The sequence below is a fragment of the Janthinobacterium sp. HH102 genome (assembly GCF_001758625.2).
Taxonomy (GTDB): Bacteria; Pseudomonadota; Gammaproteobacteria; order Burkholderiales; family Burkholderiaceae_D; genus Janthinobacterium.
The window spans coordinates 3197704-3213319 of record NZ_CP062062.1 but is presented as its reverse complement, the minus strand read 5'-3'; the positions used below and the strand labels follow the sequence as shown (position 1 = coordinate 3213319).

The following is a 15616-nucleotide window of genomic DNA, read 5'->3' as shown; positions in this document are numbered from 1 at the left end:
TCCTTGAGTTCCCCTATTTGTCGGGGACAGAGCTCCAAAAAAAAAGGCTCCTGAAAACCAGGAGCCTTTGGCGCCGGACAGGCAATGTGGTCCGCACCGGCAGCTCTGGGGTACAGCGCCGGCCGGACCGCTATCCACGCCAAGGAGGTTCAGCCACCTGCCGTCAACCGCATTGCCATGCCACTTCATCGTAGCAGCTGATTGCGCGGCAAAACTCTCCAATATTTGCATGCCGGCCTTCTGCCGCTACAGCCACCCTTCGCGCTTCAGGCGCCGGTGCAGCCAGCAGCAGCCGGCGATGATGACGACGATCACGGCCGGATAGCTGCCGCGCCACTTCAGTTCCGGCATGAATTCGAAGTTCATGCCGTACAGGCTGAAGACCATGGTGGGCACGGCCAGGATGGCGGCCCAGGCGGCCAGGCGCTTGACGACCTCGTTCTGGCGGATCGAAATCTGCCCCAGCGCCACCTGCATGGCCGAATTGACCAGCTCGCGCATCTGCCCCGCCGTGTGCGTGACGCGTTTGACGTGGTCGAGGATGTCGCGGTAATAGATGCGGTTTTCCTTGGGCACGATGTCGCCATGAAAACGGATCAGCTGGGTGCAGATGTCGTGCAGGGGATTGACGGCCGCATCGAGCTTGAGCAGCTCCGTCTTGAGCTGGTAGAAATCCTGCAGCTTGTCTTCGCTCAGGCTGGGCTTAAACAGCTGCAATTCATAGTGCTGGAAGCGGGCCTGCAAATGGTCGATGCACGGCTGGTACTGGTCGACGATGAAATCGATGATGGAATACAGCACGTAGCCGGGGCCGCTGGCCAGCTTCTCGGGCACGCTTTCCTTGCGCTCGCGCAGCTTCGCATAGCCGGCCGAAGGGCCGTGGCGCACCGTGATGATGAAGCGGGGGCCGAGAAAGACGTGGGTTTCGCCGTAGACGATGGCGTCGCCGTCCAGAGTGGCCGTGTGCATCACCATGAACAGCGTGTCGCCGTACTCTTCCAGCTTGGGCCGCTCATGCGCGCCCTGCGCATCCTCGACGGCCAGTTCGTGCAAGCCGAAGGCCGATTGCAGCGCCTGCATGGCCGTGGCGTCGGGGCTGGCCATGCCGATCCAGACGAAACAATCGGGGTCGCCAAGAAAGTCGCCCACCTTGTCGATGTCGAAGTGGGCGATCTTCCTGCCGTCGCGATACGCTTCGCAATTGACGACGGCGGCGTGGGTACTGAGGTCCATGGTGATTTTCGGCTGGTGGCGGCAATATTATTGGGGGGCCAGTATAGCGGAAATGCCATGATGGCCATGCCAACTGAGCCAGCGCATTGACATTCGGGCGCGTCAATGTAAAATGAGAACCATTCGCATTTAAGAAGGGCCTGCATGCGCCAGCGGCACGGGACTTCCGCGCCAACTGGAGTGTGCCGTGACGTATGCCGTATCCCCTGCCGCCGATCCTGTCGCACTGCTGTATGGCCAGCACCATCCCTGGCTGCTGCGCTGGCTGCGCGGCAAATTGTCCTGCACCGATCATGCGGCCGACCTGGCGCAGGATACCTTCGTCAAGCTGCTGGCCACGCCTGGCGAACCTGCCGCCACTCTGCGCGAACCGCGCGCCTACCTGACCACCGTGGCGCGGCGCCTGCTCATCGACCACTACCGCCGCCAGTCGCTGGAGCAAGCCTGGCTGGCCACCCTGGCGCAGCTGCCCGCACCCGCCGCGCCATCGGCGGAGGAGCGTTTGCTGATCCTGGAAACGCTGCACCAGATCGATGCCATGCTCGATGGCCTGGGCACGAAGGTGCGCACGGCCTTTTTGCTGTCGCAGCTGGAAGGCATGGCGTATGCGGACATCGCCGCGCGCCTGAACATCAGCGAGCGCACCGTCAAGCGCTATATGGTGCAGGCGTTCGAGCAATGCATCCTGCTGCTGGCCTGACATGGGCGCAACCCTCGATGCGCGCGCCGCGCGCGTGGCGGCGCACTGGATGATGCGCCTGCAAGGAGGCGAACTGGACGCTGATGCGCAGCAGGGCCTGGCCCGCTGGCGCGCCGCCCACCCCGACCATGAAACTGCCTGGCAGCGGGCCGAGCAAGTCTGCCGCACCTTCGGCATGCTGCCCCCGCCGCTGGCCATGCCGGTGCTCGACCGTCCGTCCGGCGCGCCGCGCCGCGCCGCCCTGAAAACCCTGGCCCTGCTGATCGCCGCCGGGCCAGGCGGCTGGGCCATGCTGAAAGTGCCGCCGTGGCAGGCATGGACGGCGGACCTGCGCACGGCAACGGGCGAAATCCGCCATCTCACCTTGCCCGATGGCAGCGCCTTGAGCCTGAACACGGCCAGCGCCGCCGACCTCGGTTTCAGCGACGCGCTGCGCCTGGTCCAGCTGCGCGCCGGCGAACTGCACGTGGCGACCAGCCCCGATCCGCGCCAGCGTCCGTTCATCGTGCGCACCAGCAACGGCAGCATCCGTGCCCTCGGCACGCGCTTCACGGTGCGCCAGGAAGACAGCCTGTTCGGCGCGCGCACCCAGGTGGCCGTTTCGCAGGGCGCCGTCGAAGTGCGGCCCGCGAAAGGCTTGCCCGTCATCGTGCAGGCGGGCTGGCAAGCCAGCTTCGACGAAGCGGCGGCCAGCGCACAGCAGCCGCTGGCGCCGCATGCGTCCACGTGGACCAAGGGATTGCTGTACGCGGACGACACGCCGCTGGCCGACGTGCTGGCGCAGCTGAGCCGCTACCGCCACGGCGTGGTGCGCTGCGACCCGGCCGTGGCGCGGCTGCGCGTGTCGGGCGTGTACCAATTGCATGATACGGATCAATTATTATCACTATTACAAGCATCGCTGCCCATCCGCGTGCAGCGCCACAGCCGCTGGTGGATTTCCATCGAACCCGCATCAATATTTTAAAAAAAATGTCCCTTTCGCGCATGTGCCCCGTCAATCCACACAGGACCAACACATGAACGAAGGGAAACAAGCAATGAAGCACTACCGCAACACCAGTATGACCCTGGCCTTGTTGGGCAGCCTGGCCCTGACGCCGCCCGCATTCGCCCAGCATCAGGAAGCGCCCGCGCGCCACTACCAGGTGGCAGCCGGTCCCCTCAGTACCGCCCTGTCCGCCTTTGCGGCCGAGGCGGGCGTCAGCATTTCCGGCGCCGCCAGCCTGTACGCCGGCTTGAACAGCCGGGGCTTGAGCGGCAATTACCAGGTGTCCGACGGCTTTGCCCGCCTGCTCGACGGCAGCGGCCTCATTGCGGTCGACCAGGGCGGCGGCCACTACGCCGTGCGCAGGCTGCCGTCCGCCAGCGAGGCAACCACCCTGCCCGGCATCGCCGTGCGCGCCACGGCCGAGCGCAGCACCAGCACGGAAGGGACGCATTCGTACACGACGCCAGCCACGGCCAGCGCCACCGGACTGGTGCTGTCCTTGCGCGAAACGCCGCAATCGGTCAGCGTCATCACGCGCCAGCGCATGGATGACCAGGACTTGCTGACGGTGCGCGACGTGCTGCGCAATACGCCCGGCATCGCCGTCAACCAGTTCGACACGGAGCGCAGCACCTTTTCCGCGCGCGGCTTCGACGTCGACAATTTCCAGTACGACGGCGTGCCCACCACGTATAAGGTGCAGTATTCGGGCGGCGAATCGGAAATGGATTCGCTGATCTACGACCGCGTGGAAGTGACGCGGGGCGCCACGGGCTTGCTGACGGGCGCCGGCTACCCGTCCGCCTCGATCAACCTGGTGCGCAAGCGGGCCAGCGCCAGGCAGTTCGAGGGGCAATGGTCGCTGGCGGCCGGCTCCTGGAGCGATTACCGGGGTACCGTCGACCTGGCCGCGCCGCTGAACGCAGACGGCTCCGTGCGCGGCAGGATCGCTGGCGCCTGGCAAGACCGCAAGTCGTTTACGAATGGCTATTCGAACCAGCGCCAGCTCGTCTACGCCACCGCCGAGGCGGACCTGGCGCCCGGCAGCGTGATCATGGTGGGCGCCAGCTACCAGAAGAACGACCCGAAAGGCAGCAACTGGGGTGGCTTCCCCCTGTGGTACAGCGACGGTTCGCGCACCGATTTCGACCGTTCCGTCACCACGGCGCCCCGCTGGGCCGCCTGGGCCACCGAGCAGACCAACGTGCACGCCACCTTGGAACACGCGCTGGGCCAGGGCTGGAAGGCGCAGGCGCAAGCCATGTACAGCAAGCACACGGAAGACACGCCGCTGCTGTTCCTGGCCGAGCGGCCCGACCGCACCACGGGCCTGGGCATGCTGGGCTACCCGAACCGCTACATCGGCTCGCGCGACCAGAGCAGCGCCGACGTGAAACTGTCCGGGCCATTTACCCTGGGCGGACGCGAACATGAAGCCATCGTGGGCGCCAATTACACCGTGCAGCACGCCGAATTCAGCGTCAAGGAAGCGCTCGATCCCGAACCGATCGGCAATTTCCTCGCCTGGGATGGCAGCTACACGCAGCCGGCCTGGGGCGAGCCCGTGCTGTCGGAAAAATACACGACGAAACAATACGGCGCGTATGGCGCGGCGCGCCTGAACCTGGCCGACAGCACCAGACTGATCGTCGGCGGACGCCTGAGCCGCTGGGACAAGGACCGCATCGGCTTTGACGGCAGCGCCCGCTTTGCCTTCGCCAAAAGCAAGTTCGTGCCCTACGCGGGCCTGGTGGTGGACCTGAACGACACGTATTCGATGTATGCCAGCTACACGGACATCTTCCGCCCGCAGGAAAACCAGGACCGCGCAGGCGCCTGGCTGGACCCGCTGACGGGCCAGAGCATGGAAGTGGGCGTGAAGGGGGAATTGGCCGGCGGCCAGGCCAACGGCTCCATCGGCCTCTTCGAGATCAAGCAGGACAAGCTGGCCCAGCCGGACGGCGCACACCGGGTCCCCGGCACCACCACGCAAGCGTATTACGCGGCGCGCGGCGCCACCAGCCGCGGCATCGAGGCGGAATTGTCGGGCCGCCTGGCGCCAGGCTGGAACGTGACGGCCAGCGCCAGCCACTTCCGCGCCAAGGACAGTGAACAGCAGGATATCAACACCCTGTCGCCCCGCTCGACGGCGCGATTGTTCACCACCTGGAAAGTCCAGCCCGGCCTCACCGTGGGCGGCGGCGTCAACTGGCAAAGCAAGTTCTACTTTGACGATGCGGGCCCGAACGGCAAGGAGCGCGTCACGCAGCAAGCCTACAGCACGGTCAGCCTGATGGCCACGTACCAGCTGTCACGCCAGCTGACGGCCCAGCTGAACGTGGAAAACGTGCTCGACAAGAAATACATCAACATCAACACCTATGCGCAAGGCACGTATGGCGCGCCGCGCAGTGTGCGGGGGACGTTGACGTACCGTTTTTAGTACGCGCACAAGCCGGGCGGCATGCGCCCGGCTTGCTCTACATCAATCACGTCAATAGCTGTAATTCAGGCTCAGCATCGCATTGCGCGGGTCGCCGTAACTGACTCTGCGGCCCGTGCTGATGCCATAGTAAGCGCGGTCGGTCAGGTTGTTGAGGTTGAACGACAGGGCCAGGCGGCCGGATAGCTGGTAGCGTGCCATGGCATCGAACACGGCATACGAGCCCTGGTGCACAGTGGTCAAGCCGCCACGCACGGCCCGGGTCTGCTGCCAGGTGCGCGATTGCCAGCGGGCGCCGCCGCCCACGGTCAGGCGCGGTATCGGCTGCCAGGTGCTGTACAGGCTCAGCTGGTCTTCGGGCGCCAGGGTATTGACCTTGCCGCCCGCATCGCGCGCCACCTTGTGCGTGTAGCCGGCCTGCAGCTGCCAGCCCGGCATCAGCTGACCCGACACTTCCAGTTCCACGCCGCGCGAACGCACGCCGTCGACGGCGCGGTAGGCGTCCATGCCCGTCACCTTGTTGACCGCATCGACGGACTCGGCGAAGTTGTCCTGCCGCACCTCGAAGGCGGCCGCGCTGGCGTTCAGGCGGCCGTTGAGGAACACGCCCTTTACGCCCGCCTCGATATTCTTGCCCAGCACGGGGTCCAGGGTCCTGTTGTCGACGTCGCGGCTGTTTTGCGGACTGAAGATGTCGCTATAGCTGGCAAACGCCGTCAAATTCGGCGCGAAGTCCCACGTCAGGCCCGCATACGGCGTGAAGATGGACGACTCGTCGATATCGGCCGTGGGGTTGACGTAGGACGACAGGCGGCCGCCCAGAATCACGTGCACGCCTTGCGGCAGCGAAAAGCGGCCCGTCGCGTACACGGCCTTCTGGCGGATGACTTCGCGGGCCGTGTCCAGTTCCCACTGCGGCTCCGGCACGACGCCACGGTAAGTATAGATATTGTCGACCTTGATGAAGGTATACGGACTGAAGACGTCGTCCGATTGCTTGCGGTAGGCGTTCGCGCCCACCACCAGTTCATGCGTGCGGCCCAGCAGGGAAAACGGGCCCTTGGCGTACACGTCCAGGCCATTGCTGGTGGCATCGCTGTTGTACTGGCGCGCCGTGACGGCCGTGCCGCTGCCGTCCGCCTTCGGAAAACCGTCAAGGTAGGCGACGGGCGCATACAGGGCGTTGGCCTGGTGGATCAGGCGCAAATTGGCCAGCCAGCCATTGTCGAAGGTGTGCTCGAGCGAAGCGAAGACGGATTTGGCCTCCGTCTGCTGCGTGCTCCAGGTGGGCGCGCCGTTGAACGAGCGGGGCATGGTGAAACGCTTGCCGTCCGCGTCGAAGAGCGGTGCGCCGCCCCAGTCGCTATTGCGCGGCACCGTGTGCTGGTAGTCGGCGCCCACGGTCAGCAAGGTGCGCGGCGACAGATCCGCCTCCAGCGTGCCGTACGCCAGTTCGGAGCGGCGCTGGTAGCGGTCGACGAACGAGTGCTTGTCCTGGTAGGACGCGACGGCGCGCGCGCGCACGCTGCCGCTGGCGTTCAGGGGACCGCCCACGTCCGCCATGCCGCGGTAATTGCTCCACGATCCGGCCGACAGGTCGGCCAGCGCGCGCAATTCGCGCGTGGGTTTCTTGCGGATCAGGTTGACGGTGGCGCCCGGCGTGCCGGCACCGCTCATCAGCGCATTCGCGCCCTTCAGCACCTCGACCCGGTCGTACAGATCCATATTGGCCAGCGATTCGCCCAGGTTCAGCGAGGCGTCGCGCGTCCACGGCAAGCCGTCGTAGCTGAAATTGTCGAGCGAAAAGCCGCGCGCATAATAAATCGTGCGCTCGCTGTCGATGTGCTGCACATACACGCCCGGCGTGTGATTGAGCACCTCGCTCAGCTGCACCAGGCCGAAATCATCCATCTGCTGGCGCGTCACCACGCTGACCGCGTGCGGCGTCTCGCGCGGCGACAGCACCAGGCGGTTCGCCGTGCTGACGGCGCCCGTCGTGTAGGAACCCGTGTCCTCCGTCACCTGGCCCAGGTAGTTGGTGGTGATGACCACTTCCGGCATGGTCACCTCCAGCTGGGCGGCGGCCTGCGGCGCGGCTTGCGCGGCGCTTTGCACGGTATACACGCCGCTGTCCGTCTTCAGCAGGGCCAGCCGCGTGCCCTGCAAGGCGCGGCGCAAGGCTTGCTCCGCCGTGAAATCGCCCTGCACGGCCGCTCCGCTGGCGCCGCGCGCCAGGTCCGCATCGATGGAAATGCGCACGCCGCCACGGCTGGCAATGGCGATCAGGCTGGCATTGAGGGGCTGCGCCGGCACATCGTAGCGCATGGTGGCCGACGCGACGTGGGCCGGTGGCGTCTGCGCCAGGACGGTGGGCGCGGCGCAGGAAAGTAACATTACAGCCAGGGGAATCTGGCGCATCAACAATGGTGGCATGCTGGGACTCTATCTTGATGGTGAAGGAAAAGTGGGGCTACACCAGGTATGAGTCGCGGCGCGCCGAAAGTGACAGTGCCGGCGCAAAAAATATGTCAGCTTGTCTTCAGGTCGAGTCCCGTCCACCAGCCCCCAGGGCCCTGGCGCAAGGTCAAGGGCAGGGTTTCGGCCAGGGCCAGCAGGGTGGCGCCGCTGTCGTCGAGCGAATAATTGCCGGACACGCGCAGCGCCGCCGCCTGCGCCGTGATGTCGATGTAGCCGTGGCGGTACGGGCGCAAGGCGGCCACCACGTCGCCCAGCCGCTCATCGACAGCCACCAGCATGCCCTGCTCCCACGCCGTCGCCTGCCCAGCCGCCATGCCGGGCAGCAGGGTCAATCGATCCTCGTCAAACCGCGCCGCCTGGCCCTGGCGCAGCACGCGCGCCAGGCCTTTGCCGGCCGGACGCACGTCGAGATCGCCCCGCACGGCCAGCGCCACGGTGCCGCGCGCTTCGCGCCGCAGCATCAGCTCGCCGCCCAGCGCCGTCACCGTGCCATGCGCGCTGCGCAGCACGAACGGCGCGTTGGCAACAGGTGCCACGCGCGCCAGCAACTGGCCCTGGCGCAAGGCGACTTGCCGGTGTTCATGACGGACATCCGTATCGGCCGAGGAGCGGGCGTCGAGGGTCAGCACGCTGCCATCAGCCAGCGTGTAGCGGCCCCGCCGGGCCGTGGCCGTGTGCAGGTCCGCGCTCCAGTCCGGCAAAAACGGGCTGCCGCGCAGCAGCCAGGCGCCGCCGAACGCCGCGCCCGCCAGGCACAGGACGCCCTGCAGCCATTGGCGCCGCTGGTCATCGTGCCGCGCGGCGCGCGCCAGGGTGTGCCCGACGGCCGCCGCCCCGCCCGCTGCCTGCAGCGGGCCGACGCTGTGCTCGACAGCCTGCCCCAACGTACGCCAAGCGGCCGCATGGCGCGCATCGGCGGCCAGCCAGCGGGCGAAGGCCTGGCGTTGTCCTTCGTCCGCTTCGCCCGAGCTGAGTTCGACCAGCCAGCCGATGGCGGCATCCTGGACGGACGAAGCAACGCTCATGCCGCGTCCGCCACCGCCAGGCAGCAGCGCAAGCCCTGCGCCATGTACTGGCGCACCATGCTGGCCGACACGCCCAGGCGGGCGGCGATCTGCGCATACGTCAAGCCGTCGAGCTGACTCATCAGAAAAGCGCTGCGGGCCTTGGCGGACAGGGTCTCGAGCGCGCGCGACAGGCGTTCCAGCGCTTCGAGCAGCACGGCGCGTTCCTCCGGCGACGGCTGGACGGCATCGGGCAGCAGCGCCAGGGTCTCCAGATACGCCTGCTCGATATCGCGCCGCCGCCACTGCTGCAGCAAGATGCTTTTCGCTACCGTCGTCAGGTAGGCGCGCGGCTCGCGGATGGCGGACAATCTTCCCGCATGCAGCACGCGCACAAAGGTTTCCGACACCACATCCTCGGCTTCCGCCCGATTACGCAAGCGCAACAGCAAGCGCTGCAGCAGCCAGCCCTGGTGGCCCGTAAAGAGGCTGGCGGCCAAGGCGGCGTCATTCGGGGGAAAAGAAAAGGCAGACAAGAGCGGATCCGGCGACATAAATGATAATGATTCTCATTATATGGCAGGGACTGGAAGATGTCGCGCAATTTTGCTAAAGTTGTCCTACGCAGGCAACACCACCGATCGCACGCGCCGCGCGCAGGGTGTTGATTTGACCTCCATCCCATTGGACACTCGCCATCGCATGCATGCATCCCCAGTCCCGGGCACCGAAGGATATGCCGACAATGCCGGACAGCTGATCACCCGGTATGCCGGCGTGATCGCCGCTGATAAATACAAAGTGGTCAGCCACCTGCTGCCACGCCGGGCAGGCGCCGTGCTCGACATCGGTGCCGGCACAGGCGCCGATTCGGCGTGGCTGGCGAGCCTGGGGCACAAGGTGGTGGCAGTGGAGCCCGTCGCCGCGTTCCGGGAAGCGGGCATACAGGCGCATGCCTCGCCCGATATCGAGTGGGTGGACGACAGCCTGCCCGCGCTGTCAGTGATGACGGCGCGCGAAACCAGGTTCGACCTGGTTTTCCTCACTGCCGTCTGGATGCATCTTGCAGCGGAAGAAAGAAGCGCGGCGATGGAAAACATCAGCCAGTTGCTCAAGCCCGGCGCGCTGCTCGTCATGTCGCTCAGGCATGGCCCCGCCCCGGAGAACCGGCGCATCTTTGACGTCTCTGCCAGTGAAACGATAGACCTTGCGGCACGCCACCATCTCGCAGTCGTTCTGAGTGCGCAGGCGCCATCCGTTCAGCAGCAGAATCGCCAGGCGGGAGTCAGCTGGTCCTGGCTGGTCTTCGAGCGGTGACGGAGGCCGCAGCAGGCTAAGAGCCTATCCCAGTAGATGAATACATCCCCTGCTGGCGCCCCTCGGAAGCGGGGACTGCGTTGATCGTCGTCGCGTGGCTCGCCACGCGTCCTCCTCACGCCTTGTCCGCACTCCTGATGAACTGCCAGCAGAAGACGCTCCCTACTGGGATAGGCTCTAAACCGTCGACATGACCGCATTCAGGGCACGCCGCAATTCCTTCAGCCGGGGCGGCTTGCCCAGCACGCAGTTGACGTGCTCGGGATAGTCGCTGTCGGCGGCCAGGCGCTGACCCCAGCCCGTGAGCATGATGATGGGCGTGGCCGGCGAGCACTGGCGCACGGCGCTGGCCACCTTGCGCCCGTCCACGTGGGGCATGCCCAGGTCCGTGATGACCACGGCAAAATCCTCGTGCCTGTCGCGCGCGGCCAGGAAGCTATCGATGCCGGCCTGGCCCCCATCGGCCGACACCACCTCGTGGCCATCGATTTCTAGGATGTCGCGCAGGGACTTGAGCACCATCGGGTCGTCGTCCACCACGAGGATGCGCAGGCGCGGCGGCACAAGATGGGCCATGTCGGGCGCTTGCTGCCCCTCGTCGGCGGCGCAGGCGGGAAAAACCAGGCGCACCGCCGTGCCCTGCCCCGGTGCCGTGACGATGTCGATGCTGGCGCCATGGCGCTCCATCATGCCGTACACCATGGCCAGGCCCAGACCCGTGCCACGCTCGCCCTTGGTGGTAAAAAACGGTTCCAGGCAGCGGCGGCGCGTATTGTCGTCCATGCCAATGCCCGTGTCGGCTACTTCGATGCGCACCTGCCGCGCCGCCTCGCCCGCCACGTCGGCGCAGCTGGTGCGCACGCTCAGGGTGCCGCCTTCCGGCATGGCGTCGACGGCGTTGAAGACCAGGTTCGTCAGCGCTTCGCGCAGCTCGCCCGCGCTGCCCGGCAGCATGGGCAGGCCGTGCGCCAGCTCCGTGTGCAGGGCGATGACGATGCCGCGCTGCTGCGGCATGTCGCTCCAGCGCGCGCGCGTCAGGTCCAGCACCTGCTGCACCACCAGGTTCGCGTCGATGGGCGAGAGCGCCAGTTGCGGTTCGCGCTGGCGGTAGAATTCGCGCATGCGCGCCACAGTGGCTGCCACGTCGTCGATGGCGCGTTCGATCACTTCCAGGCAATGCCGGCCCTGCGGACTGAGATTGGTTTCCGTCTCCAGCAGCGATTCCGTGTACAGGGCCACGGGGGAAATGGCGTTATTGATATCGTGCGCGATGCCGCTGGCCATCTGCCCCAGCGCGCGCAGGCGCTCCTGCTGCATTACCGACTGCTGCGTCTGGCGCAAATCGTCATACGCGCGCTGCAGCGCGCCGTAGAGCCGCGCCTGGTTGGCGGCCAGCGCCACGTGTTCGCTCAGCTGGCTGAGGAATTCGCACTCGCCGCTGGTAAAGCTGTGCGCGGCGCGGCGCGCCACGATGAGGATGCCGAAGACCGTGTTTTCGGCCGGCAGCGGGGCCATGACGAGGGCGCGCAGCCCCCCTTGCGCCAGGCGCTGCGGAAACGGGAACGCCACGTCGGCGATGTCGGCTTCATACACGAGCTTGCCGCGCACGCAGCTCGACAGGCCATTCTCGTCGATGGGAATGTGCGCGTGTTCGCCCATCATGAACGATAGCGCCAGCGCCTCGCTGCGCACGCCCACGCACATCACCTGCAGCGCGTGTTCGGACGGTTCATACAGGCAAATGCAGCTGAAATCGATGGGCAGCTGCTCTTCCAGGCTGCGCACCACCACCTGGAAAATGCTGCGCAAATCCTGCCGCTCGCCGATCGAGCGCGTGATCTGCTGCAGCAGGTTCAGGCGCTCAAGCTGTTCATGCACCTTGCGCTCGGCCAGCTGACGTTCCTGTATCTGCGTTTCCAGGGCCGCATTCGCCTGCGCCAGTTCGTCGCGCGAGACGGTGGTGCGGCGCAGCTTTTCCGTCATGCCGTCGAAGGCGCGTGCGAGGTCGCCGATTTCATTCCTGGTATGCACGCCGAGCGCAAAATCGAGCTTGCCTTCGCCGACGATCAGGGTGCCCTGGCGCAGCTTCTCCAGCGGCCCCGTGACGCTGGTCATGGTGAAATAGATCAAACCGGCCACCAGCACGATGATCATGCCGCCGAACAGTATCACGGCCACGTTGGCCTGCTGCTGGGCGTCCAGCACGCCTTGCCGGCTCAATGCGGACAGCCGCATCGCATCGGCGATCATACCCTGCACCTTGCCCATGATCTGGCCGGACAGGCGCGACTCCAGCTCGCCCAGCACCTCGCGCCGCTGCGGGTCCTGACCCAGCTCGCGGTGATTGGCGACAAACAGCTCGAACAGGCCGTCCACGCTTGCCAGGTCGCGCCGCAATTCCCGCAGCAGCGCGCGCTCCTCGCCGGCGGCGAAGGCCGGCGTGGCCAGCAAGCCGGTGGACAGCGACTCGCTGCGCAGCTGCCACTGTGCCCGCGTGCGCGCGCCATGGTGCAGCGCATATTCGATCGACAGGTAGCGCAGCGACGTGACGGCTTGCAGGATATCGGCCGCCGCCTTGTTCTTCGCCAGTTCGCGCTGCATCGCCATGCTGGTGGAGAACAGCACGGCGACGATGATGGCCACGAGCAGCACGCAAAACAGTTCTGCCAGCTTGAAGCGCGTGACGATTTTCACGGTGGCCTTCTCAATGGATGACCGTCACGGCAGACGGCGCCACGGCTTCCAGGCCGTCCAGGTAGACGGCATCGAGGAAGTTCGGCATCTCGCCGTTCCCGGCCAGGCGGTTCTTGATGGCCCAGCGCGCCTCGTCTTCGAGCGCCAGCAGCAAGCGCTGGTCGAGCACGATGCCGAACTGATAACCGTGCCAGGCCGCCTGCAGGCGCTGCGCCTCGCTGGCCGACGCCTTGGCAAACAGCGCGCGCGCGGCATCGGGCTCGTCCCGGCAAAAGCGCGCGCCGGCGATCAGTGCGCGCAGCACCTTGCGCATCGTCGCCGGGTGGCTGCGCACATAGCCGCCCGTGCCGGCCACGTTGAACAGGCCCGCATACACGTCTTCGCCATAGAAGATGGCCGCATTGCCGGCAATGGCGTGCGTCATGCCCGTCAGGAACGGTTCCCAGCCTGCCGCCGCATTGACCTCGCCCCGCGCCAGCGCCCCGGCCAGCTGGTCCGGCGCGTAATTGCGCACGCTGACTTCGGCGGGCAGCAGCTTCTGGCGGTTCAAAAAGGCCTCGAGCGTGAACTGGCCGGATGTGCCCAACGTGACGCCGATGCGCTTGCCCTTCAGGCTCGCGGGCGTGGACACGCCGCGGTCCAGGCGCCCCACGATGCCGTGGTCGCGCTCGGCCTCGAAGATGCTGGCGATGATGACGACGGACTGGTTCTGCAGGCTGGCCAGCACCACGGGAATATCCGACACCGTGCTCAGGTCGGCCTTGCCCTGCAGCACGGCTTCCAGCGAGGCCTTGCCCGACGAATACGGCTGCACCAGCGCGTCGATGCCTTCGCGCGCGAAATCGCCCTGCGCGTGCGCGGCCAGCACGGGGCAGCTGCCCACATACTCCGCATTCACGGCCAGGCGCAGCACTTCCACGGGGCCGGACGGCGGCGCGGGACGGGCAGCGAGCCGCCAGACGGCCACGGCGGCCAGCGCCAGCAGCGGCAGTGCGGCCGCCAGCCAGACCGTCCGCCGCGCCGGCGCCGGGCCGTTCATGCGTTGCACTGCGCCGTGGCCGACTCCAGCGCGCTGTTGACGGCCTCGGAAAACGCCGCCACGTCGATCGGCTTGGTCAGATAGCGGAAAAAGCCCGCCGCCAGCCCCTGGCGGATATCGCCGGGTCCGGCCACGGCCGTCAGCGCGATGACGGGAATGTGTGCGGTGCGGGCATCGGCACGCAGCAGCTGCATGACTTGCGTGCCGCTGATGTCGGGCAAGTCGCAATCCATCAGTATCAGCTGCGGCAGGTGGCGGCGCGCCATGTCCAGGCCCGTCTGCCCGTCGCCGGCAGACAGCAGGTCGAGATCGGGGCGAAAATGCACCAAGCCCGCCACCAGGGTCACGTTCAGGGGATTGTCTTCCACATACAGCAGCGTCTTGCGCTCCGGCAGGGGCATCGATTCAGCGGGCCGGGCAAGGGCCGACAGGCGCGGGCTTTCCTGCAGCGGGTAGCGCGCGGGGCAACTGTCGATATCGAGCCAGAAAGTGCTGCCGCGCCCGGGCGTGCTGGTCACGCCTATGGTCGCCTGCATGGCTTCGGCCAGGCGCTTGCTGACCACCAGCCCCAGTCCCGTGCCCTCCTCGTCGCGCCCATCGCGTCCCAGGCGGTTGAAGGGCTGGAACAGCACCTCCAGCTGCGCGGCGCTCAGCCCGCCGCCCGTGTCGCGCACGGACAGGCGCAGCTGCCGTGCATCGACGGGCTGGCAATCGACGTGGATCTCGCCCTGATCGCGGTTGTACTTGACGGCGTTCGACAGCAGGTTGAGCAGCACCTGCTTGAGGCGCGTGCGGTCGGCCAGCACGTGCACGCTGCCCGCTTCGACGAACGTCAAGGTGATGCCGCGCTTGCGCGCCAGCGGCTCCATCATTTGCCAGCATTCGTGGTAAATGCCGGCCAGGCCCACGGACTCCATCGACAGCGCCATATTGCCCGACTCGATTTTGGCGATGTCGAGGATATCGTTGATCAAGGTCAGCAAATGCCGGCCGGCGCCGAAGATGTGCGAGGCAAAGGTTTTCTTTTCCTGTGCCGTCGAGGGGATGGAGTCGGACGTGAGCATCTGCGAAAAGCCGAGGATGGCGTTGAGCGGCGTGCGCAGCTCGTGGCTCATGCTGGCCAGGAAATTGGTCTTTTCCTCGTTCGCCCGCTCGGCCACTTCGCGGGCCAGCCGCAAATCCCGGTTCATGGCGTCGAGTTCGGCCGTGTGCTGGCGCAGCAGCAGTTCCAGGCGCGCATTGGCGATGCGCAGCTGGCGCGTCTCCAGCGCCCGCGCCAGTATCAGCAGGATGCCCGACACCTTGAACGGCTTGACGACGTAATCGAGCGCGCCCGCCTTCATCGCTTGCACGGCCGAGGCGATCGTGCCTTCGCCCGTCATGATGATGCAGGCCAGGTCCGGATCGATCTTGCGCGCCGCTTCCACCACGGCGATGCCGTTCATGCCCGGCATCATCAGGTCGACCAGCAGCAGGTCGAACGATTCGACGGCCAGCAGGGCCAGCGCCGCCTCGCCCGAAGCGAGCCCCGTCGTGTCGTACGCCTGGCCGCGCAAGGTGTCGCACAGGGCGCGCACGTGCGCCAGCTCGTCATCGACGATCAGTATCCGGGGCGGCATTGATGATCTGTTCATGCATTCTCCTGGCGGCATGGCCTTGCGGAGAGGGAACTTGCCCCGCAGCATGCGTTCCGAGCATAGCATCTGGAAATTACCAA

At 66.4% G+C, this 15616-nt stretch carries 11 protein-coding genes; 4 read left to right on the top strand and 7 right to left on the bottom strand.

The window, feature by feature from the left end:
* Nucleotides 1–246: 246 nt before the first annotated feature.
* Nucleotides 247–1233, bottom strand: coding sequence for a magnesium/cobalt transporter CorA (gene corA / locus JAB4_RS14630; protein WP_070217858.1), 987 nt, complete (start codon nucleotides 1231–1233; stop codon nucleotides 247–249).
* Nucleotides 1234–1420: 187 nt separating this feature from the next.
* Between corA and JAB4_RS14625 the strand changes: the two genes are divergently transcribed.
* From JAB4_RS14625 to JAB4_RS14615, 3 genes are read left to right on the top strand one after another with little or no spacing between them, the layout of a single operon-like run.
* Entirely contained in the window at nucleotides 1421–1933 is a 513-nt protein-coding gene (locus tag JAB4_RS14625) for a sigma-70 family RNA polymerase sigma factor (RefSeq protein ID WP_070217855.1), read from the top strand.
* A 1-nt stretch (nucleotide 1934) separates the two neighbouring features.
* Nucleotides 1935–2900 (top strand): FecR domain-containing protein, encoded by a 966-nt coding sequence (locus JAB4_RS14620; RefSeq protein ID WP_070217853.1) that lies wholly within the window; start codon nucleotides 1935–1937, stop codon nucleotides 2898–2900.
* Between the two features lie 52 nt (nucleotides 2901–2952).
* Entirely contained in the window at nucleotides 2953–5367 is a 2415-nt protein-coding gene (locus JAB4_RS14615) for a TonB-dependent receptor (protein WP_070217851.1), read from the top strand.
* Nucleotides 5368–5418: 51 nt separating this feature from the next.
* On the opposite strand, the gene JAB4_RS14610 is transcribed toward JAB4_RS14615, so the two are convergent.
* From JAB4_RS14610 to JAB4_RS14600, 3 genes are all read right to left on the bottom strand, one after another.
* A complete protein-coding gene (locus JAB4_RS14610) occupies nucleotides 5419–7800 on the bottom strand; it encodes a TonB-dependent receptor (protein ID WP_070217849.1) in 2382 nt (793 codons plus the stop codon).
* A 95-nt stretch (nucleotides 7801–7895) separates the two neighbouring features.
* Nucleotides 7896–8870 carry a FecR domain-containing protein gene (locus JAB4_RS14605; protein WP_070217847.1) on the bottom strand — a complete coding sequence of 325 codons (975 nt, stop codon included), beginning with the start codon at nucleotides 8868–8870 and terminating at the stop codon, nucleotides 7896–7898.
* Nucleotides 8867–9385, bottom strand: a complete 519-nt coding sequence (locus JAB4_RS14600) for a sigma-70 family RNA polymerase sigma factor (protein WP_070217884.1) — start codon at nucleotides 9383–9385, stop codon at nucleotides 8867–8869. The genes JAB4_RS14605 and JAB4_RS14600 overlap by 4 nt, the downstream gene beginning before the upstream one ends.
* A 166-nt stretch (nucleotides 9386–9551) precedes the next feature.
* Here JAB4_RS14600 and JAB4_RS14595 point away from each other — a divergent pair, with 166 nt between their 5' ends.
* Nucleotides 9552–10166 (top strand): methyltransferase domain-containing protein, encoded by a 615-nt coding sequence (locus JAB4_RS14595; protein WP_070217882.1) that lies wholly within the window; start codon nucleotides 9552–9554, stop codon nucleotides 10164–10166.
* Nucleotides 10167–10343: 177 nt separating this feature from the next.
* On the opposite strand, the gene JAB4_RS14590 is transcribed toward JAB4_RS14595, so the two are convergent.
* The 3 genes from JAB4_RS14590 to JAB4_RS14580 are packed head-to-tail and all read right to left on the bottom strand — an operon-like array spanning nucleotide 10344 to nucleotide 15533.
* Complete coding sequence (locus JAB4_RS14590; protein ID WP_070217844.1) at nucleotides 10344–12860, bottom strand: ATP-binding protein; 2517 nt, start codon at nucleotides 12858–12860, stop codon at nucleotides 10344–10346.
* A 10-nt stretch (nucleotides 12861–12870) separates the two neighbouring features.
* Entirely contained in the window at nucleotides 12871–13899 is a 1029-nt protein-coding gene (locus tag JAB4_RS14585) for an NrtA/SsuA/CpmA family ABC transporter substrate-binding protein (protein ID WP_070300448.1), read from the bottom strand.
* A complete protein-coding gene (locus JAB4_RS14580; RefSeq protein WP_227741957.1) occupies nucleotides 13896–15533 on the bottom strand; it encodes a response regulator in 1638 nt (545 codons plus the stop codon). The genes JAB4_RS14585 and JAB4_RS14580 overlap by 4 nt, the downstream gene beginning before the upstream one ends.
* Nucleotides 15534–15616: the final 83 nt, after the last annotated feature.

What these genes read in the sequence shown, in the direction of transcription:
- JAB4_RS14615 (WP_070217851.1), top strand. Translation starts at nt 2,953, where the DNA reads ATGAACGAAGGGAAACAAGCAATGAAGCACTACCGCAACACCAGTATG.
- JAB4_RS14580 (WP_227741957.1), bottom strand. Translation starts at nt 15,533, where the DNA reads ATGAACAGATCATCAATGCCGCCCCGGATACTGATCGTCGATGACGAG.
- JAB4_RS14585 (WP_070300448.1), bottom strand. Translation starts at nt 13,899, where the DNA reads ATGAACGGCCCGGCGCCGGCGCGGCGGACGGTCTGGCTGGCGGCCGCA.
- JAB4_RS14595 (WP_070217882.1), top strand. Translation starts at nt 9,552, where the DNA reads ATGCATGCATCCCCAGTCCCGGGCACCGAAGGATATGCCGACAATGCC.
- JAB4_RS14605 (WP_070217847.1), bottom strand. Translation starts at nt 8,870, where the DNA reads ATGAGCGTTGCTTCGTCCGTCCAGGATGCCGCCATCGGCTGGCTGGTC.
- JAB4_RS14620 (WP_070217853.1), top strand. Translation starts at nt 1,935, where the DNA reads ATGGGCGCAACCCTCGATGCGCGCGCCGCGCGCGTGGCGGCGCACTGG.
- corA (WP_070217858.1), bottom strand. Translation starts at nt 1,233, where the DNA reads ATGGACCTCAGTACCCACGCCGCCGTCGTCAATTGCGAAGCGTATCGC.
- JAB4_RS14610 (WP_070217849.1), bottom strand. Translation starts at nt 7,800, where the DNA reads ATGCCACCATTGTTGATGCGCCAGATTCCCCTGGCTGTAATGTTACTT.